The following is a 19,545-nucleotide window of genomic DNA, read 5'->3' as shown; positions in this document are numbered from 1 at the left end:
GCATATGTCAGAGGATCAAAAAGCGGTACTTGCAGCTATCAACCAGGAACATGGCGTGCTGGTGTCTCCCGAGGGTGTTGGCAGCAGTGCGCAAGGCGAGCCTAAAGTATTAATTACCATGGGTAGTGACTCGGACCTGCCCTTGATGATGAAGGCGGTCGATACATTACGCCATGAGTTTGGCATTCCCTGCCTGGTGCAAATCAACTCGGTCCATCGCGACCTGCGCACCGTTGTAGAGCATATCGACAATCTGCCAGACTCGGTCCAGGTGATTATCGCCTGCGCCGGCGGTGCCGCCCACCTGCCCGGCAATATCGCCGACCTGCGCGCAGATCTACCAGTGATCGGTGTGCCACGCGATCTGGGAGCCCTCAAAGGGATTGATGCCCTACTTTCAATGGTACAGATGCCCGAAGGTGCTCCGGTCGCGGTGATGGCGATCGGTGATGCCGGTGCCGTCAATGCCGCCATCCATGCCGCCAAAGAACTGGCCATCGGAGAGCCCACCATCAAACAACGGCTCCAGGCCTATGCCGAAAAACGCAAACGCCGCGTAGCGACCCAGAATCAAACCCTGGAAAGCAAGCTCAACGCTTATCAAAAATAATGTAGGTTCGACCCTCGCGGTCGATTGGTTTCCTTCACGCAATCGGCCGCGAGGGCCGAACCTACGCGGGAACCGGGGCTCCACGCAATCGGCCGCGAGGGCCGAACCTACGCGGGAACTGGGGCTTCACGCAATCGGCCGCGAGGGCCGAACCTACTCGACGTGCATGGTTAACTCTGATATAATGGCAATCACACGTTGTAGAACACTAGTTTCATATCGGAGAGAGATATGGGGGACCGCCTCGTTTCGCCAAACATTAGCGAAGAGGAGCAACTGATCGAAGGAAGCTTGCGTCCTCGACGCCTGTCTGAATACGTCGGTCAAGAAAAAATCAAAGATAATCTGAGTATTTTGTTGGAAGCCGCACGTCGCCGTAATGAATCGGTGGACCACGTGTTGCTCTATGGTCCACCCGGACTGGGAAAAACAACTCTGTGTAATATTATCGCCGCCGAGATGGGTGTCAACCTGCGTACAACCTCGGGTCCAGCCATCGAGCATGCCGGTGATCTAGCCTCAATTCTGACCTCCCTGCAACCCGGAGAAATTCTCTTCATCGACGAGATTCATCGTCTGGCACGCGCCGTCGAAGAGCGACTCTACTCCGCTATGGAAGACTTTGCCCTGGATGTTATGATTGGCAAAGGTCCAAGCGCGAAATCTTTGCGGCTCTCCCTGCCTCCTTTTACCGTAGTAGGGGCGACGACCAGGGTCGGTTCATTGACCGCTCCCCTGCGTGATCGTTTTGGTGCGATTTATCGGATGGAATATTACGATATCGATGCCTTAAGACTGATCGTAGGCCGTTCGGCCCGCATCTTGAAGGTCGCAGCGGAAGCAGAGGGTATTAACGAGATCGCCGGACGTGCCCGAGGTACTCCGCGTATTGTGAACCGTTTGCTTAAGCGTGTCCGTGACTATGCTCAGGTGCGCGGTGACGGTGTCATCACTGGAGAAATCTCCAAAGCCGCTCTGGACGCCATGGAAGTCGACGAGATCGGACTCGATCAGACCGACCGCAACATGCTTCTGACAATTATCCAGAAATTTAATGGTGGTCCGGTTGGATTAGATACGCTGGCCGCCAGTACCAGCGAGGATTCAGAAACGATTGAAGACGTCTATGAGCCTTATCTGTTACAATTAGGTTTTATTGCGCGCACCCCACGTGGCCGTATCGCCATGCGGGCCGCATATCAGCATCTAGGCATTACGCCACCAGGTGGAGAAGGTGGACTAACTTCGTGGATAACACCCTGAAAATAAGTGATTTTGATTACGAGCTACCATTAGAGTTAATTGCGCAGACCCCCATCGAGCCGCGAGACGCCTCACGGCTCCTGGTGGTCCAGCGCCAAACAGAGGCACTGGAACATCGCCATTTTCGCGATCTCGGTGACTATCTTAAACCAGGTGATCTGTTGATCGCCAACCAGAGCCGGGTTATTCCAGCACGTCTGCTGGGTTATCGAGCTGAAACAAAAGGAGCGGCCGAGGTACTCCTGCTCGCCGAGCGGAGTGATCTGGGTCCAGACCATTGGGAAACCCTGGTCCGACCGGGCCGTCGCCTGCGTGAAGGGGCCCGCATCTACTTCGGAGCCCAGGATCAATCACCGCGCCTGATTGGCGAAATCCTGCAACGCACCGAGGCCGGTGGACGCATCGTCCATTTCCAGGTACCTGGGCAGGAAAACAGCAATCCTGATGATCCTTATCAAATCCTGACGGTACGCCAGCGTATCGACGAGATCGGTCGCATGCCGCTACCACCCTATATTCATGAGACGCTAGAGGATCAGGAACGCTACCAGACCGTCTATGCGCGTATTCAAGGTTCGGCTGCCGCACCCACCGCGGGTCTGCACTTTACGCCGGAACTCCTGGAGCGCCTGCGTCAGCAAGGTGTACGCACAGGCTTCGTCACACTCCATGTTGGACTGGATACATTCCGACCGGTTGAGCACGAGAATGTCAGTGAACATAAAATGCATAGTGAGCAAATCGAGCTGGATAGCGCGACTGCCGAGCTGATCAACGAAACAAAGAAAGCCGGTGGCCGTGTGATCGCCGTTGGTACCACCTCGGTCCGGGTACTGGAAAGCGTGGCCAGTTTCCACGACGGAAAGATCGCCGCCTACAAAGGTGATACACGCCTGTTTATCACTCCCGGCACCAGATTCCAGGCCGTCGATGCCATGATCACCAATTTCCATCTTCCACGCTCAACCCTGCTCCTGCTGGTCAGTGCATTTATGGGAAAAGGATTAATGGAGCGTGCTTATCAAGAAGCTATCCAGGAACGTTATCGCTTCTTCAGCTTTGGCGACGCCATGTTGCTGCTTTAACAAACAAAAGCAGCAACATATGCATATGTTGAATCCATCAAGGACTTTACGGCGCGCACCTTGACGTTACAATAATACAAGTGTCACAATAGCAAAGGTAAGTTCCACCGAACGCAAACGAAAAGAGAAGAATCGTCAGATACTTTTCTTCGATATTCTGTGCCCTGTTGACTTCATTGCACACCTTGAGTAGGAGTATAAGGATAAAGTCTATGCGTGACATTACTATTTTTAGCGGCAATGCGCACCCCGATCTAGCACGGGAGATCAGCGCATATCTGGGTCTTCAGCTTTCACCAACCCACATCCAACATTTCAGTAACGACTGCCTCTATGTTCAAATGAATGAGAACTGCCGTGAAAGTGATGTCTACTTGGTCCAACCACTTGTTACCCCTGTACAAGAGAACCTGATGGAGCTGCTATTTATGCTAGATGCAGCCCGTGGTGCGTCCGCGGCACGTCTGACAGCAGTCATCCCTTACTACGCCTACGCCCGCTCGGATAAAAAGGACGCTCCGCGTATCTCGATTGCAGGTAGACTGGTCGCCGATCTGCTCCAAACAGCAGGAGCGAATCGTGTTATCACCGTTGCCCTGCATGCTCCGCAGGTCCATGGCTTCTTCAGTGTTCCCACGGACCATCTTAACGCCCTCAACGTCCTGGCGCAACATTTCCGCCAATACCATTTAACCAACGGCATTGTCGTTTCGCCGGACCTGGGTAACGCCAAATCGGCTACTTATTTCGCCCGTCTCCTCAACCTACCAGTCGCCGCCGGCAGTAAAAAGCGCTTGAGCGACGATAAAGTGGTGATTGATAGCATCGTCGGCGATGTCAGCAACCGAGATGTGATTATTATTGACGACGAGATCGCCAATGGTGGTACCATTATGGAGATCCTGCAGCATGTACGTAGCCGTGGTGTCGGCCGCATCTTCGTCGCCTGTACGCATGGACTATTCACCGGAAAAGCCATCGAGCGCCTCAAAAGCCAGCCCGATATCGAAGAAATTGTCACCACCAACACAGTCCCCATACCCGCAGAGAAGCGCCTCCCCAACATGAAAGTCCTGTCCATGGCTCCCCTGATCGCGGAAACCATTCGCCGCAATCACAATGGAGAATCGGTCAGCAGCTTATTCGACAACACCATCTAACCCATGAGCTCCGAACCAGCATGATGCATGGTTCGGAGCTCACCCCCTCCCGTCCCGTAGCGGCAGCGCTGGTCGCTGCGCTAGTTCCACGTATGAATAAGCAACCCCGACGTAACGGCAGCCTTCACGGTTGCCCCCGTTCCGCGTATGAGCCATAACAGCAGCGCTAACCGCTGCTACCTCTCGGCGTACAAACATATCCCTGGTAGCAATGACCCGTTCGCGTCTAAAACGCACGAGGGGATTTTGTGTATGGCGTTGCTTGCTCATACGCGAAATAGGTCGCAGCGACCAGCGCTGCCGCTACGCAATGGGTTTTCACGCTCCGCAATTTCTGTTATCCTAGAACAAGACACATAACGAAGATTTCCGCTTTTGATGATTCAAGAAGAATAGACCTGGTAGGAGCCACTAAAGCGAACCACCGTAGTACTACTTTTGGGGGACTGAATGATCGACCTGAGTGATCCTGCGCTTCAGGAGCGCTTACACCGTCGGACAGCAGAGGGACGCTATGAGATTGGTGAAAGTGAGCTTGTTAAAAATATTCGCGCATTGAAGGTTGCGAACAATAGAGCTGGATTGCGTTTTCTCTGTGAAGTGTTGTTGCAACGTTGTGCACCAGCGTTTCAGCGTCACACTCAGGGACTGCGCCATCGACCGGAATTACGGGAAGAAGCGATCGCGAACATGGGTGAGCACCTGTTACGCGAGGCGCAAGATCCTGACGAAATATTTATCACACAGAATTTTATCCATTATCTACGCTGTCTCTGTGTCGACGAATTTAACCGTGTCCTGCGTCAAGAAGGACTGGGCTATCGTCGCGATGCGGAAGGGCGTCCAGCGGGCCGACCACAGCATGTGCCACGCGCACTGGTGGAAACCCTGCGACCAGCGGCGGCGGATGATGAAAATCAGCCCACTTCGGATGTTGCAGATCCACGCGACCAGTATGAAGAACTGCATGCCGAGGATGAAAGTCAGCGCATTTTAACATACCTGCGCGATCCGCTCGATCGCCAGATTATGATCCTGCGAGCGATTGAAGGTCTCAAGTGGGATGATATTGCTGGCGTCTGTAAAAAGACCGAGCGCACAGTACGTCTGCGGTATGAGCGCGCACGCGGCTATCTACGGGAATGTGTGATAAGAGAAGGTCATAATCCATATTCATCAGCACTATCGCAGCAATCATAATACCAACCACAAAGGAAACGGAAAGGAGTACTCAAATGAACACTCCCGAATTACGACACTTAAAAATGGCCTGGATCGCTGCAAAGGAATCCGGCGACACCCGGGCCCAGATGCGCCTCCTACAGGAGCATCCCACACAACAGGATGAACTGATCGATTTTATCGCGGGCTATCAGGCTACCGGCGGCAATGAGCCGATCGATCCACAGGTAAGCCTGCTACCGCTGACTGAGCGTGCTCTGAATAGTGCCCTTGAACGTGTTTTTGACATGGATCCTGCCTTCGCGACCCTGACCGAATTACGCAAAAGTCGCAGTCTGAGTAAAATTGAAACTGCCAAAGGGCTACGCCTGAGCGTTGATGTCTGGAACAAATTTGAAAGCGGCGCGATTGAGCTGGTCAGCTTAAGCCAGCGTCAATTAGAGCGGCTGGCCCAGTTTTTCCAGGTCAGTATCGAACAATTTAGTGGCTCGCTGACGGAAAGTCAGCCAGCGATCACCTTGAATCGTCGTCAGACCCGTGAAGCCGCCCGCCATGCCCAGCAAGGACCACACAAGCAGAGCTTTTCTGACGCCATCGCACGCAGTACCATGTCCAAAGAAGATCAGCAGTTCTGGTTAGAATAATGGCAGCGCCTCATTAAGAGTCGCTCCGTTCCGACCTTCCTTTTGTGGCATACCCGATATAAGAAACGCCCTTAAACCAACCAGGAGCAAGGGTCAAGCGTCCCTCAACCAGCTTTGGCATAAAGCCAGTCAGTTCATGAATCTGCAATGCGTTCTGCGTCAACAGAGCTCGGAGCTCGTCTGGCTTAATAAAAGAAGCATACTGATGAAGTCCTGGTACCAGGCCTTGTTTCTGGAAGAAGCGCTCACCAATCCAGATCAATACCAGTTGTGCCAGGAAAGTCCGATTGATAGTGTCAAAGATAAAAATACCGCCGGGAGCCAGCACACGAGCAATCTCATGGATAGTGGCGGGCAGATTCTGAACATGTTCTAAAACATCCAGGCAGACAATCGCGGAAAAACTCCCATCCGCATAGGGTAAGGCTTCAGCGGAACCCAGATCAAAAGACACATTGTGTCCCAGCTGTCCCTGTTGTACATAGCGACGCGCACCAATTAAAGATGGTTCAGAGGGATCCAATCCTGTCATGACGGCACCCCGGCGTGCTAACTCGCGACAAATCAAACCACCGCCACAACCAACCTCTAATATTTCCTGTTGGGCCAGGGCAGAACAGCCAAAGACACGCTCGATGCGTGACTCAATATAATTACAGCGATCCGCAGTCAGGCGATAAAGCAAATTTCTTTGTTCATACCATCCATAGTCAGAAAAAATCTCATTCTGAGAAGGTACCTGTGTCCGTTGCGACATATGTAACCTGCTTTCATTCAGGGTGCATGCTGATCGGGAACGTCGCGATCAGCCGTACTCGGGCACTAAAATGCCCATACTTCCATGAGTTATCCCGAATTTTGAGAACATGTGTTCGAGTAAGAAAAAAGGGGTGAAAAGAAGAAAACAAAGACCTCCTGAATTATACTTGCACTACCAAAAAAAAACGCAAGCAGGAGGTCTTTGAACATCGATGTCACTCAAGTATGCCATAGCAGGAACAAAGCGGCAAGAGGCGCAGGAAAAATTGCAGCGAGTTACCAGCTTGATGGAAGAATATCTGGAGCCGCTTGCCAGGCCGCTAGACGCGTATGTGGATAAGCGGTTAGTGCGGACATTCTTCCAGCTGATCCGAACCATTATCGAAGCTAGAAATCAGTCAACAGGATTGATGGTCAGCGAATTAGGGTCAACCATGCTCAGCGGGAGACAAGCGACAGCAGGAGAAAAGAGGATTCATCGCCTGCTCACATCGGAAAAATGGAGTGAAGAGCTGATCAGGATCTTCCAATGGAATCAGGCCCAAGAGCGATATGAAGAGTTAAAGAGAGAGGGAGAGGAGATTCTCGTCGTTTGGGACGGAAGTGAGATAGAAAAGCCAGAGAGCCAAAAAGCAGAAGATTTGTGTGCAGTTCGGTCAAGTAAAGCAGCAAGGCGAAAAAAATCGCGGAAGGGAATATTTAATCAGCCAGGAGGAAAACCGATCATTGTGCAAGGATACGAGTGGACAGCGTGTGTGGTTGTAGGAGAGAAAGGGAAGCCATCACTGGCAATGATGGACTTTTGGAGTAGAAGAGGTCCAGATGCTCAAACGACCAAAGAGGAAGAGGAAAAAATGTTAGCGAAAGTAGCGAGGGAGTGGGGAAGAAATGTATTGCACGTGTTTGATCGGGGATACGCTGGTGGTCCATGGTTAGAGATGATGTGGAGGCGGCACGTTGATTTCGTGATTCGATGGAAGAAAGGGCATCATTTTTTTGATGAAAATGGGGAAGAGAACTCATTAGGTCAATTAGGAAAGAAGAAAAGATCAAGAGATCATCGTATGATTTGGGATGCAGTAAAGCATGAGAATCGCAAGACAGGGATTACCTGGATGCAGGTACGACATGCATCCTATTCAGAAACATTATGGGTTGTGATTGTAAGAAGAGGAGGAGAACCATGGTATTTAGTGACGAATCGATGCATTGAGACGGAAGAGCAAGCATGGAAGATCTACAAAGCCTACTGCAGAAGATGGCAAGTAGAAACCGTGTTTCGCTATGAAAAGAGTGAATTGGCGATTGAAACGATTCGCATCTGGAAGAAGGAGAAGCGTAACAAGTTTTTTCATATCATATCGCTCGTCCATTCATTGCTTTTGCATCTTTTAGATGATGATTACAGAGATATCATTACATGGATTTTCCGTGAGTATTGTCATCGAACAGTGAAAAAGCAGAAAGAAGCGAAAGTTCCCATCTATCGTCTCAGATGGGCTTTAAGCCGCTTCTTTCAAGAGATCCGACCTGTATTTTTATTTGCCTGGAATGTTCAACCCTCAACAGCCTTCCATCAAGGGTTGAACGTCCGTTCTCAAAATTCGGGATAACTCATGATTTTGAGCGCCGCAGGCGCGAAAGTCTGTCGACGAAGTGCCCCATAGCAGTGATTTTCAGACACACCCTTATCCATAACTGACAAATTCAATATACCAGATGCAGTACCCATGGGCAAAGCCAATAGGGATATTTAGATGAAATTTGCCTGGACAGCTAATTTTTGTTAAGATGGCATACGATACTACAACGATTTGTGCAGGGTTATGTTGAGGAGGGGCGGGCGTGTCCAAACAACCATTATCTACGATTACGCGGAAAGCGCGTATCTGGCCAGAGATTAGCCGGACAACCATCGAGCTGCCCAATCCACCCCAAAACCACAACGCCACCAGTCCACTCACGCTGATCACCATCCTCTGTAGTATGGCCGGGATGTGTGCTTACATCATTATCATGCCCCGGTTCGGCAGCAATGGCTTTTTCATCATAGGCATCTTTATCATGAGTAGCTGTGTCATGATCGGAACGCTCCTCAACTTCCTGTTTCGCTGGATACCAGCACGGCGACAAAAACGGCGGTTAAGCCATAGTTATGCACAAAAAATCGCTGCCGTCAAAAAACAACTTCACCGGTTAAGCCTGCAAGAAAGGCAAGGACGCCTCAGCTTAGATCCACCCCTGGTCATGCCAACTCCCATGCCTGACCACATCTATGATCAGCTCCAATACACAACCATATTGCAAAGAAGCTTCAATAATCAGGATGTACAACTCTGGGCACGCCGACCCGATGATCCGGACTTTCTCGCGGTGCGTATCGGCATGGGTGAGGTAGCACCAGGTTTTACCATCCGACGCACGTCCACACCATCGAATGACATATCCGGACCGATACAAACCAGACAATGGAACGAACTTGAAGAATTAGCCAGGCAGTATACCTCGCTGATCGCTCCCATTACAATTCCATTGGACGGGCAGGGCACAATGGCCATCTCAGGTACAGATATATGGCTCTCAGAAGCTCGTCAGCAAGCCATGCTCATGGTTGCACACCTGGCATACCACCACTCGCCAGAAGACGTGCGTATCATGATCCTGACCCCGGAAAGCCAGCGTGAAGCCTGGAGCTGGGCAGAATATTTACCACATACACAACTCTATGATCCCAGACTCAGCAGTGAAGAGAATGCGAACACCCTGCAAGAGCACGCCGTAGCTATCGGCAACACAGCGGTACTCAACCTCCTGCCACGTATTTCACGCGAGGTGAGTCGGCGCGAACTGTTAGCAGGAGATATTCAACCGCACCTGCAAGAAAAAGCCAGCGCTATCCTGCCACGGCTGGTCATCATAGTGGATCACTTTGACCATACAAGCGATCTATATCAACCCCCTGCGTTTCTTCCACTGGCCAGAATTCCATCCAGGCCCACCGCCTCAGATACAACCAACCATGGCCGCCAGAGCGTCGAGCCATTACAACGTCCAGAAATGACCCTGGCCCTGAATGCCACACGGCAACTCGGAGTATCAGTCATCACGATCTGTGAAGAACAGAGCGAGATACCACCAGGCACAACCACGCTGGTAGAGATATGTAGCGCACTGGATCATAGCGATCAGCTCCAGGCGCAGATCCGCTATCTTGAACCTGATGCCCCACCCGCGCTCCAATGTCAATGGTTGGATTATGTTTCACGTGAAGCATTACACTACTTTGCTCGCAAGCTTCATCAACTTCGTCCCACCACCCCCAAACGCCTGGAGCTACGCACCCAGGTTGATCTCTGTACCCTTTTCGAGCCCCAACTCGATCTCACCAGGTATAATCCCACTTCCTACTGGCGCGATCCCGCCCTGCGCACCCCGGACGGAACTCCCCTGATGCGTATCCCGATTGGACTCAAAATGGCGGACGAGATTCAATATCTGGATCTGCTCAAGGACGGGCCACATGGCTTACTGATCGGCCAGACGGGATCAGGTAAGAGCGAGTTACTACAAACGATTATCGCGGCACTGGCGATAGCATATCCACCTGGAGAAGTGAATTTTTTGTTGATCGACTATAAAGCAGGCCTGGCCTTAGAACCATTCAGTCATCTGCCCCATACTATCGGCTTTCTGTCTAATGTCTCCTCAGAGGCGCTGATACAACGCTTTATTACCATGCTCAAAGCTGAAGCGAAAAGACGTGAGATCCGTTTGAAAGAAGACCAACACACACCTCGACTGATTATCATCATTGATGAGTTTGCGGAGATGGCAAAGCGTACTGAGAACGTACTTGAAGAACTCTTCACCATCACCCGTGTCGGTCGTGAGATCGGCATGCATCTGTTATTAGCCGCCCAGCGACCAGAAGGAGTTATCGGGAGTAAGATGCGTGACTATGTGCAGTATCGTTTGTGTCTGCGCTGTGCCTCGCCAGAAGATAGCCGCGAGGTATTACGGAGAGTTGACGCCGCAACGCTACCAGCCAGTATTCCAGGCCGGGGTTATCTACTTCATGGAGACAATCAACTGGACCTTTTTCAGGCAGCCCGCATTTCGCTGCCGACCACGCCATTTGTCCAGAATCTCTATACCACAAAGCAACAAAAAAGTATCTACGTAGCCAGCAAAGAATAGTGATGGAACAAAAACTATGGACATTCATATCCAGCCAACACCACATCTACCTATGTACCAGCAACAAAAGCCACTGAAAGCTGCTGATATCCTGATCGAGCAAATCTGCCAGACCTATACAGCGAACGACGCCAGACGCGACGGGATCTATTACTGGCCTCAGCCACTACCAGCACCCGAGGTTCGCATCCTGCCTGATCCACTGGTGCTCTTTCAGCATGAATCACAGCCAGGAACCAGTTCGCGCCAGGCATTGGTTCCCTTAAGCATACAAGAAATGCTGCAACAAGCTCCACAGGAGAAGCAAAGGCCATCGATGCAAATACCGCTGGGATTGATTGATAAACCCGAAAATCAACAGCAAGAGACGCTGATAGTGGATCTCCATGGGAGTGGAGGAGCATTAACTGGTGGGCCACTATTGCTGCTAGGGACGCTGAATAGTGGAAAGGGGAGTGCGCTACAGACATTACTACTCTGGCTGACCACACGCTACCGGGCCTCACAACTTATCTGTGCCATCGTCGATCCCAACCATGATCTGGACCTGTTCCGCACATTGCCACATGTATACGATCACGCAGGCAATAATCTATGGACTGATGGAGCCACAGACGAAGAGATTGTCCAGCTCGCTCAGCACTGCACCGACCTGCTGGTTCAACGCCGCAAACGCTACAACCATCAACACTGGACCGATGATACCTTCAGCCATCTCTGGACGACCGGGGAAGATCTGCCGATGCTGCTACTGATTGTCAGCCAGTACCAACGCTTTACCGAGCGCCCCATAGCCAGCCAGGCATTGAAAAAACTGATTTTTGCCATCGCCGAAGCACGATCCCTGGGAGCCTATACCGTTATCACCGCCGCGGAAAGCGGCATGCGCCATTTACCAGCCGACCTGTTAAATAAAATTAGCACCCGGATCAGTCTCTTTATTAACGAGCAGCAACGCGCAGAGTTCTTCGGGCGCATCTATCCCATGGATCCTATACCAGGACGTGGGCTCCTCGTCACCCAGGATAGACAGGCACACCATATCCAATTAGCCCTGCCCGTAAGTGGTGCCAGCGAAACGGAGCGCTATGAGCAGTTAAAATATGCAGTGCAACAGATTCAGCAGAGCCAGTCAAAACAATAATTTCGGCAACCATTTAGTGGAATGACCCACTTCGTTTGAAGTGGGTCAGGATCCCCTATTACATACCAAGGGTATGGTCAACGGCCGACACAATCGGATTGAGGTACGTGAACAAAGCCTGCATATCACTCGAAATGCTATTGAGCGAGTGCAGCCATGTTGAATAATTGTGCACATAAGAATCTACAGTCGTGCCATGCACTGAAGCTGTAAGCGCATTATTTAATGTAGGCAGACCATGCTCAATCAATGATTGCAGTTCACCATGAATACTGATCAACTGATTTAATGAATAATGCAACCCATTAAGATCCATAATATTGATTGAGCCCCCGGCTCCGTTTACCGTTACAGGTGTATTTGTTACTGAGGACATATTCCCTCCCTGATTCAACACTACGACATATCTACGTCCATCCTGCGTTTCTCTCAACAAGTAAACGCAGATTAAAGAACTTTTCATAGATCACTATAGCATTCTATATTACATTAGTCAACATGAATCACTCAATCCTGTTCTATGATTAATTTATTGTCATTATATGTAATACGTTTATTTAAGTAGTTAAAAATTGCCGTACGCTATTTTGATAACAAAAAGAGAAGATAGATGGACCTGCCTCATTGCAAGTATGTCTATCTTCTCTTTTTGTAACCATGAAAAGTATAACGTTAAACGGGTTTCAGACTGGAGTTCTGCATCAAACCTGGATGCGGCCAGCGCGCCAGGTATCAACAGCCTTTTTGACCTCATGAATATAGTTACTCACATTATTTTCACTGGCAGGAGCATAAACCGGCACAATCTGATCGACTGTGGTCAGGCCGCGTCTATTAATATAATAGTTGCGAATAAGGCTATAGTAATCAGCATAGCCAGCTTCCCAGCTCGAATATTTGCGGAACCCCTGGTAACAAGTGTAGCCCGAGGCACAGCGGATATTGCCCAGAGATTTAGTCACACGGGCAACACCGGTTTTACCAAAGGAACTCTCAATGCGGAAGAAGGCCAGAGCGTAAACCGGATCAATATTATAGGACACCCCATAGTTATAGAGTGCCTGTCCTGTACCCTGAGCCGGGGAACCATAGTAGGCCAGCACCTGATTAATGAAACCTGCAGAAATGGTCGGGCTATGCGACACATTATAGGATCCACCTCCACCACCTCCGCCATTGCTACCGCCACCCAATAGGCTAAGCCAGGTATTGGGTCCGGCAACTCCATCCACAGTCAGACCATGAGAACTCTGGTATTGTCTGACTGCCGCGCCTGTATGAGAACCGAAATCGCCATCAATACTTAGACTAAAACCATGGGCGTTAAGCTGGCGTTGCAGTGCGAACACCGCGTTCCCTTTGCTCCCCTGTTGCGTGTTCACAATCAGTCGTGGCCATGTCTGCGAGCCAACCACACCGTCAACTCCTAATCCATGAGAACTCTGAAAACTCCTGACAGCAGACTCAGTATTTGGACCAAAATCACCATCGGCGGCAATGTTATAACCATGTTGACGGAGCATATATTGCAGACTCCGCACATTTTCACCATTGCTTCCGCGACTGTAAGCAGGCCAGGAGGCAGCTTGAGCGATGGCAGGTTGCATAACCAGCATCACACTACTCAAGATCAGAAAGAGCAAAGCAAAACCACCAAAACGGTGCAAAAGTTGTTTGTTCATCGGCATCCTTTCCGAAGGCTTAATAAAAGTTCTTACAGAATTTTTTTGATTAGCATAGATAGGTCAATACATACATGAATAATAATATATCAATATTGCCCATAAAACCAGTGTTACGATACAGGTTTAGATACTTCCACTTTTTTTTGCTATAAGCACCACTTTTCTATAAAAAAGAACACCAATAATATAGCCTACAATCAATTTAACGCTTGAGATTCAACTCATGGATGGCTTGTCTGGCGTGATATACTTTCCCTTACAATGGAACAGCAGATGCGGGATGAGGATAAGCAGGTAGAAGAGCGGCGCAAAGAGTTTCCGGCCGCTATTGAGAGTTTGTTGTTTGTCGCAGGCAGGCCCCTGGAACGTAGCGAACTGCGGAAGTTGCTGGCGCTGAATGATGAACAATTAAATGACGCACTCCAGGTATTAGCACTTGAACTGGCGCAGCAACGCCGGGGGATCCGGTTGCAACAATTGGGAGAGCAGATTCAGCTGGTGACGGCGCCTGAGAATGCACGCTATGTGGCGGCTTTACTAGGGCTCCCACTATCTGCCAGGCTGACTGCGGCAGCATTAGAAACGCTCTCAGTTATTGCTTATCGACAACCAATCACGCGGAGCCAGATCGAAGGGATCCGTGGCGTCAATAGCGATCGAGCGTTGATCAGTTTGCTTCAACAGGGACTGGTTGAAGAGATTGGGCGTGCCCCTACCGTTGGTCGTCCAGCCCTCTTTGCAACCACCACAGACTTCCTCCAGCAATTCGGTCTGACATCTTTACAGGAGCTACCAGGAGTACAGATAACCAGGCCAGAGACCGAGCAAGCGGCGGCGGTAAACACAGAGAAGCAGCCGTGAGTTGATAAATTCGTGAATTATAAAAAATAACATAAGGAACAAAGATCCATGCGTATTGGTCGCCATATGCCGACAAATTCTAAGATGGTTAAGGCTGCCCAGACAGCCCGGGAGATTGGCTGTGAAGCCATCCAGATTTTCGCCAGTAATCCCACCGGTTGGCGACCGCCAGCCGATGATGCAAAGCTATGCGCAGCCTTTGCCGAAGCCGCACGTATCCACCAGTTAGATCCTGTGGTGCTGCATGCTCCATACCTGATTAACCTGGGCACAACCGATGATATTATCTGGGAAAAATCGATTGCCTTATTAACCTGGACACTCCAGCGTGGATCCTTACTGGGAGCCCGCTATATCGTCTTCCATACAGGTAGCCATCGTGGAGCTGGCATTGAGGCTGGATTAGCCCGTATTATTCAGGCAATTGAACGCATCCTGCCAGAGACGCCTGAAGAGGTCATGCTGCTGCTGGAGAATGATGTCGGAGCTGGCAATTCACTGGGACACAGCTTCGAGCATCTGAGCACCGTTCTGGCGGCATTACCACAGTATCAAGAGCGCCTCGGTGTCTGTCTGGATACTGCGCATCTCTGGGGAGCCGGTCATGATATCTCCACGACTCCTGCGGCGCGGCATGTGCTGCAACAATGTAGCGACACATTTGGATTAGAGCGCCTCAAGGTCCTCCACCTTAACGACACCGAAAAAGCTCTTGGCAGTCATCGCGATGTGCATGCGCGGCTGGGCGAAGGCATTATCGGACAAGAAGGACTCCGCACCCTCCTGCAGGATCCCCGCCTGGCCCATGTGGCGGTTCTCATGGAAACACCCATCAAACTGGATGAACAAGGCAAAGAAGACTGGCTCCATGATAGCGGAGAGATCGCCAAAGCCAGGGAGCTAGCAGGCTACCCACTCATGCCTGAAAGTTAACAGGTATATTTACAACAACTTCGAGCAACATTCTGGAGAAAGATTCGATGAAAACATTTCTCTTTCGCTCGGGCCTTGGAGTTATCCTCTCAGGCATAATCATATCGATCATCTATCTAGCTATTCGACTCCCTGGTTCTCTTGACTTGCAACGTTTTGCTGTGGTTGTCTACGCTCTTGCGATATTAGGAATTAGTCTTGCTCTTGGTATTTTGCTTCTGATTGTGAGCTTATTTGTTCCAGATTAGATATATCGGCCCACGCCTCACTCTTTCTCTATCTTATTATTCTTTGCTATACAGGATCTCTGAGGAACGTCAGCAACCCTCCAGAAATCTTGATCAGTTACATTTTCTCATCTTGATGCCTTAGCGTTTTTTCGTTCCATTACTAATCAAGGGACGCGAAGCAGGCGTCTGGAGTGAGCCAGCGGGTGACTGGATCGCTATGGGGGTAGTAAAAGCTATGATAGTAGGGGTTGCTGCATAGGTCACAGGCACAGTGGGCGTAATCTGTGCCTGCGGAGTTCCAGCTGGCGGCTGAGTAGGATCAGGCTGCGGGGGGGGCGAGCTCAGAGTCAAATTCACCAGGATCGTGACAGCATTACCTGACGATGGTGTAAGCAGCACAGATGCAGTATACGCCTGCGTGCTTGCGGTCAAGCCACTCGTACTGACCTTGAAGACCAGCGTTGAAGTAGTACTGCCATTCGCGACTCCTGTGCTAGAGCCCAGCTTCAACCAGGCTTGATCAGGAGCAGAAGCGGTCCAGTTAATCGTGCCACCACCACTGTTACTAATCGTGATGGACTGATCGGCAGGATCATTCCCCTCGATAGCATTAAAATCAAGACGCGTGCGATCAATCTGCATAGCCGGGGGAGCGACGACAGTAATCGTGACAGGAAGCTTCACACTACCAGCATCTTCTCCAGTCACACTATTGGTAGCGCTGACCAGAACATTGGCGACATAATTGTCAGGCGCGGCATTGGTCGTATCCATCAATAGGGCAATGGTAGTACTGCTACCAGCCGCTAAATGTTGGCCCGCAGAATTCGAGAGCGAAAAATAGGCAGCCGTGCCAGCCTGTAACGACGCCGTCCAATCCAGGGCCGCGTCTCCCTCATTGTTGATGGCAATCGGTTGTGTCGCCTTGCCAGGTAAAACATTCACATTTAACGTCGAAGGACCCACCGTAAGCTTAGGGGTCCCACCCAGACTCAGGCTAACCGGAAGAGACTGAGGACTCCCCACAATCGCGATACCCGCATCCAGGGCCGCAAAAGAGACTGAACTGGTGTATTGACTGCCCCTGGCCAGTCCAGCTGTATTCGCAGTCACGGTAAAAGTAGCACTACCACCACTTTGAATCACAGCACTTGCGGGCGAAATCGTCAACCAGGGTTTCGTCAATAAAGAAACGGTGGTAGGCACAATTGAAACATTGCCACCCGCACAGGTCCCGATGACACCGATTTTGATGGTCTGTGTAGCAGATGCAACGTTTCCCGGCGTAGAGAAATTCAAAGATGGCACGGAAGGCGCTTGCAACGTACATGGCGGCTGCACATTCAGATAGATATCAATGGTCTGAGTATTCAGGACTTTATTCTGATTGCCACTATCCATAGCCACAATCTGTAGCTTGCCAGCATAGGTTCCTGCCTTCATTCCTGTCAAAGACACGCTCACCTGCGTTGCCGCCGACGCATTTGGAGCCAGTCGTCCCGTAGCCGGCGCGACATGGAGCCAGGAGCCGCCAGCAAGGGTACTCACACTTGCCTTCCAATTCAAAGCCTGCTTACATGAGCTACCCGCCGTCATAGTCAGCGCCTGGGTAGTTTTGGCATTATTTTGCACCCTTCCATTGGCCTGACCTGCATATCCATAGAAAGTTAATGCCTGAGCAGGCACCTGCAGAGAACAGGCAGCGCCAACCGCAAAACTCACCGGCACAACCTGCGCATTCTTTGACAGCGGATGACCTGACGCATCGACAGCAGAGATACGGATCATTCCAGTATAGGTATTCGCGGTCAATGTATTCAGCAAGCCCGCCTGTACTCTTACCGTCGTCGATTGATGCGCGCCCAGTTGTCCTGTAGTTTTATCCAAAGAAAGCCAGGATCCCCCGGAAAGTGCGGCGGCAGACGCCGACCAGGAAAGTGCGGTCCCACCTGTGTTCGTCAGGACGAGTTGTTGAGCAGGTGGATTACTGCCGCCAGCATTGGCGCTAAAAGAGAAATTTGAGAGACCCAGACTCAAAACCGGGGCATTAGCTGGCAACACACTCAAACTGACCAGCAATACCTGACTACCATGACCAGACGTAAACGTAATCGAGCCATTGTACGTACCCGGACTTAATGTCGCAACATTTGCAGTAACAGACGGGGATGAAGGGGTCTTTCCCTGACTCTGATCAATTGTCAGCCAGCTGGTATTGCTCTTTGCTTTCCAGGCCACGGAGCCAGAACAGCTGGCAGTTTGACCCAGAGAAAGCGCTTGCGAAACCCGGCCTTGCTGCTGCGTACTGGACAAATTCAGCAATCCCGGCGAGACAAGTACTCCACAGTTAGGGGTAATCGTCACACTAACATAGACAGTCTGAGGACTGTGGAGCACCGCATCAGGTCCGGTGGCCTTAAAGGTCAGATGGGCACTATGGGTTCCCGGTAAGAGCGAACTGGTATCAATGTTCACGGTTGCGGATGAGCTCATAGATGGTTGGACCTGATCATTTTGTGGCTCAACCTTTAGCCATGGTACATCCGCAGCGGCCTTCCAATTCAACGGGAGCGCACCTGGATTACTGACCGTAATGGCCTGTGGATCAGGATTCTTACCACCATCGGTACCGGTAAACGAAAGCACGGCTGGTGATAATTGCAGCACAGGTTGGTGACTGGCTTCTAGTGGCAAGACTTGCATCTTAACTGGCACACGGAGATCACCTGCGCTGGAAGAAAAGACCACCTGAGCAGCATAATCTCCGGGTTGTAAGTTCGCACGCGTGGCGGCCACTATTATATCGGTTGGTGGCATATCGCTCGACAGCATGCCACTCGGAGGACTCAACATTAACCAGGGCTGAGTAGTTGTCGCCTGCCAGGCTATCTGGCCGGCCCCACTATTTGATAATGAGATCTTCTTTAATGTATTGGTCGCTTGATCTCCAGCCGTAAAATCAATGGCATCAGCAGATATTTTGAAATGAGCGGGCCGCAATGGTCCAATATTGCCCGTCACCTGTACAGGAGTAGAGATATAGCGATGGGTATGTGCATCCTCTAAGGTGATGGTATGCAGACCCCCACCCCAATCCGAACCAATAATTACCGTATCATTGATCGCCCCATCATCATCTGTAAAAAGAGCAGCGGCATTATTGGTATCCATAATAGGAATGGCATTATCGCGAAAGAGGCCGATTTGCGTACGAGGAGACAGACCCGTACCACTCAGGGACAAAATAGTCCCCAGATCAGCACTTGATGGACTCACCTGCAGGCTGGGTCCCGAGGGCAGTCCAGTGGCATCCGAACTATTTTTAAAAGCCTCAACCATTCCCAATGTGCCACCACCAATTAAGAGCAACACCAGAACCAGCGAGACCCAGAATATTAATCTAGGCCCAAATAGCATTCGGGGAATAACAAACCAGCCATAAGGAATATGGCGTAAGATCGGCAAAGACTGAGGCGGCAAGGGAGGCCGTGGCGGATAAGTAGGCATTGGTCGGCGGGGGGTTTCAACTACTTTTTGCCAGGTAAGTTGACGACGTGACTCCTCACTCGTTCCATAGAGTAGAGAGTGCGAAGACGGCAAAGGGCGCGGGTATTTCTGTGTGTTTATCTGGTCCACATCTTCCTGCACAGGCGAAAATCCCTCACCATGAGTATGAAACGCAGGAGCTGAACTTCCATGTCTGGTAACAGCCTCAGTGACATCGAGAGCATCATCAAATGCCATGGTGGGCAAAAAAGCCTCACCACACAAAGCACAATACGCAGATGTTTT

General features: G+C 50.7%; 15 protein-coding genes. 11 read left to right on the top strand and 4 right to left on the bottom strand.

Annotated elements, in window-relative coordinates:
- Window positions 1–4: 4 nt before the first annotated feature.
- From KDW_RS10260 to KDW_RS10230, 6 genes are all read left to right on the top strand, one after another.
- Window positions 5–610, top strand: coding sequence for a 5-(carboxyamino)imidazole ribonucleotide mutase (locus KDW_RS10260; protein WP_151755859.1), 606 nt, complete (start codon window positions 5–7; stop codon window positions 608–610).
- Window positions 611–841: 231 nt separating this feature from the next.
- A complete protein-coding gene (gene ruvB / locus KDW_RS10255; RefSeq protein WP_151755858.1) occupies window positions 842–1,873 on the top strand; it encodes a Holliday junction branch migration DNA helicase RuvB in 1,032 nt (343 codons plus the stop codon).
- Window positions 1,870–2,958, top strand: a complete 1,089-nt coding sequence (queA, locus tag KDW_RS10250; RefSeq protein ID WP_151757331.1) for a tRNA preQ1(34) S-adenosylmethionine ribosyltransferase-isomerase QueA — start codon at window positions 1,870–1,872, stop codon at window positions 2,956–2,958. Before ruvB ends, queA begins: the two co-directional genes overlap by 4 nt.
- A 212-nt stretch (window positions 2,959–3,170) precedes the next feature.
- Window positions 3,171–4,118, top strand: coding sequence for a ribose-phosphate diphosphokinase (locus KDW_RS10245; RefSeq protein ID WP_151755857.1), 948 nt, complete (start codon window positions 3,171–3,173; stop codon window positions 4,116–4,118).
- A 450-nt stretch (window positions 4,119–4,568) separates the two neighbouring features.
- Window positions 4,569–5,318 (top strand): RNA polymerase sigma factor, encoded by a 750-nt coding sequence (locus tag KDW_RS10235; RefSeq protein ID WP_151755855.1) that lies wholly within the window; start codon window positions 4,569–4,571, stop codon window positions 5,316–5,318.
- 35 nt (window positions 5,319–5,353) lie between these two features.
- Window positions 5,354–5,944, top strand: a complete 591-nt coding sequence (locus KDW_RS10230; RefSeq protein ID WP_151755854.1) for a helix-turn-helix domain-containing protein — start codon at window positions 5,354–5,356, stop codon at window positions 5,942–5,944.
- 13 nt (window positions 5,945–5,957) lie between these two features.
- On the opposite strand, the gene ubiG is transcribed toward KDW_RS10230, so the two are convergent.
- A complete protein-coding gene (gene ubiG, locus KDW_RS10225; RefSeq protein ID WP_151755853.1) occupies window positions 5,958–6,701 on the bottom strand; it encodes a bifunctional 2-polyprenyl-6-hydroxyphenol methylase/3-demethylubiquinol 3-O-methyltransferase UbiG in 744 nt (247 codons plus the stop codon).
- Window positions 6,702–6,915: 214 nt separating this feature from the next.
- On the opposite strand from ubiG, the gene KDW_RS10220 reads away from it, so the two are divergent.
- From KDW_RS10220 to KDW_RS10210, 3 genes are all read left to right on the top strand, one after another.
- On the top strand, window positions 6,916–8,316 hold the full coding sequence (locus KDW_RS10220) for a transposase (RefSeq protein ID WP_151755852.1): 1,401 nt from the start codon (window positions 6,916–6,918) through the stop codon (window positions 8,314–8,316).
- A 232-nt stretch (window positions 8,317–8,548) separates the two neighbouring features.
- On the top strand, window positions 8,549–10,900 hold the full coding sequence (locus KDW_RS10215; protein ID WP_151755851.1) for an FtsK/SpoIIIE domain-containing protein: 2,352 nt from the start codon (window positions 8,549–8,551) through the stop codon (window positions 10,898–10,900).
- Between the two features lie 16 nt (window positions 10,901–10,916).
- Complete coding sequence (locus KDW_RS10210) at window positions 10,917–12,044, top strand: FtsK/SpoIIIE domain-containing protein (RefSeq protein ID WP_151755850.1); 1,128 nt, start codon at window positions 10,917–10,919, stop codon at window positions 12,042–12,044.
- Between the two features lie 58 nt (window positions 12,045–12,102).
- On the opposite strand, the gene KDW_RS10205 is transcribed toward KDW_RS10210, so the two are convergent.
- Window positions 12,103–12,420 carry a hypothetical protein gene (locus tag KDW_RS10205; RefSeq protein ID WP_151755849.1) on the bottom strand — a complete coding sequence of 106 codons (318 nt, stop codon included), beginning with the start codon at window positions 12,418–12,420 and terminating at the stop codon, window positions 12,103–12,105.
- Between the two features lie 325 nt (window positions 12,421–12,745).
- Window positions 12,746–13,726, bottom strand: a complete 981-nt coding sequence (locus KDW_RS33755) for a peptidoglycan-binding protein (RefSeq protein WP_233097666.1) — start codon at window positions 13,724–13,726, stop codon at window positions 12,746–12,748.
- 276 nt (window positions 13,727–14,002) lie between these two features.
- Between KDW_RS33755 and scpB the strand changes: the two genes are divergently transcribed.
- Both scpB and KDW_RS10190 read left to right on the top strand, forming a co-directional pair.
- Window positions 14,003–14,590, top strand: a complete 588-nt coding sequence (gene scpB, locus KDW_RS10195) for an SMC-Scp complex subunit ScpB (RefSeq protein WP_151755848.1) — start codon at window positions 14,003–14,005, stop codon at window positions 14,588–14,590.
- 48 nt (window positions 14,591–14,638) lie between these two features.
- Window positions 14,639–15,523, top strand: coding sequence for a deoxyribonuclease IV (locus KDW_RS10190; RefSeq protein WP_151755847.1), 885 nt, complete (start codon window positions 14,639–14,641; stop codon window positions 15,521–15,523).
- A gap of 368 nt (window positions 15,524–15,891) precedes the next feature.
- Here KDW_RS10190 and KDW_RS10185 read toward each other — a convergent pair whose 3' ends face one another.
- A complete protein-coding gene (locus tag KDW_RS10185) occupies window positions 15,892–19,497 on the bottom strand; it encodes a BACON domain-containing protein (RefSeq protein WP_162005116.1) in 3,606 nt (1,201 codons plus the stop codon).
- Between the last annotated feature and the right edge of the window lie 48 nt (window positions 19,498–19,545).

This window comes from Dictyobacter vulcani, from assembly GCF_008974265.1.
GTDB lineage: Bacteria > Chloroflexota > Ktedonobacteria > Ktedonobacterales > Ktedonobacteraceae > Dictyobacter > Dictyobacter vulcani.
The sequence above is the reverse complement of the archived record's forward strand: the minus strand, read 5'-3'. Positions and strand labels throughout refer to the sequence as shown.

Bases quoted from the DNA above. Each gene is read 5' to 3' on its own strand.
- KDW_RS10235 (WP_151755855.1), top strand. From the start codon at position 4,569: ATGATCGACCTGAGTGATCCTGCGCTTCAGGAGCGCTTACACCGTCGG.
- KDW_RS10185 (WP_162005116.1), bottom strand. From the start codon at position 19,497: ATGGCATTTGATGATGCTCTCGATGTCACTGAGGCTGTTACCAGACAT.
- KDW_RS10220 (WP_151755852.1), top strand. From the start codon at position 6,916: ATGTCACTCAAGTATGCCATAGCAGGAACAAAGCGGCAAGAGGCGCAG.
- KDW_RS10190 (WP_151755847.1), top strand. From the start codon at position 14,639: ATGCGTATTGGTCGCCATATGCCGACAAATTCTAAGATGGTTAAGGCT.
- ruvB (WP_151755858.1), top strand. From the start codon at position 842: ATGGGGGACCGCCTCGTTTCGCCAAACATTAGCGAAGAGGAGCAACTG.
- ubiG (WP_151755853.1), bottom strand. From the start codon at position 6,701: ATGTCGCAACGGACACAGGTACCTTCTCAGAATGAGATTTTTTCTGAC.
- KDW_RS10230 (WP_151755854.1), top strand. From the start codon at position 5,354: ATGAACACTCCCGAATTACGACACTTAAAAATGGCCTGGATCGCTGCA.
- KDW_RS10205 (WP_151755849.1), bottom strand. From the start codon at position 12,420: ATGTCCTCAGTAACAAATACACCTGTAACGGTAAACGGAGCCGGGGGC.
- KDW_RS10260 (WP_151755859.1), top strand. From the start codon at position 5: ATGTCAGAGGATCAAAAAGCGGTACTTGCAGCTATCAACCAGGAACAT.
- scpB (WP_151755848.1), top strand. From the start codon at position 14,003: ATGCGGGATGAGGATAAGCAGGTAGAAGAGCGGCGCAAAGAGTTTCCG.
- KDW_RS33755 (WP_233097666.1), bottom strand. From the start codon at position 13,726: ATGAACAAACAACTTTTGCACCGTTTTGGTGGTTTTGCTTTGCTCTTT.
- KDW_RS10210 (WP_151755850.1), top strand. From the start codon at position 10,917: ATGGACATTCATATCCAGCCAACACCACATCTACCTATGTACCAGCAA.
- KDW_RS10245 (WP_151755857.1), top strand. From the start codon at position 3,171: ATGCGTGACATTACTATTTTTAGCGGCAATGCGCACCCCGATCTAGCA.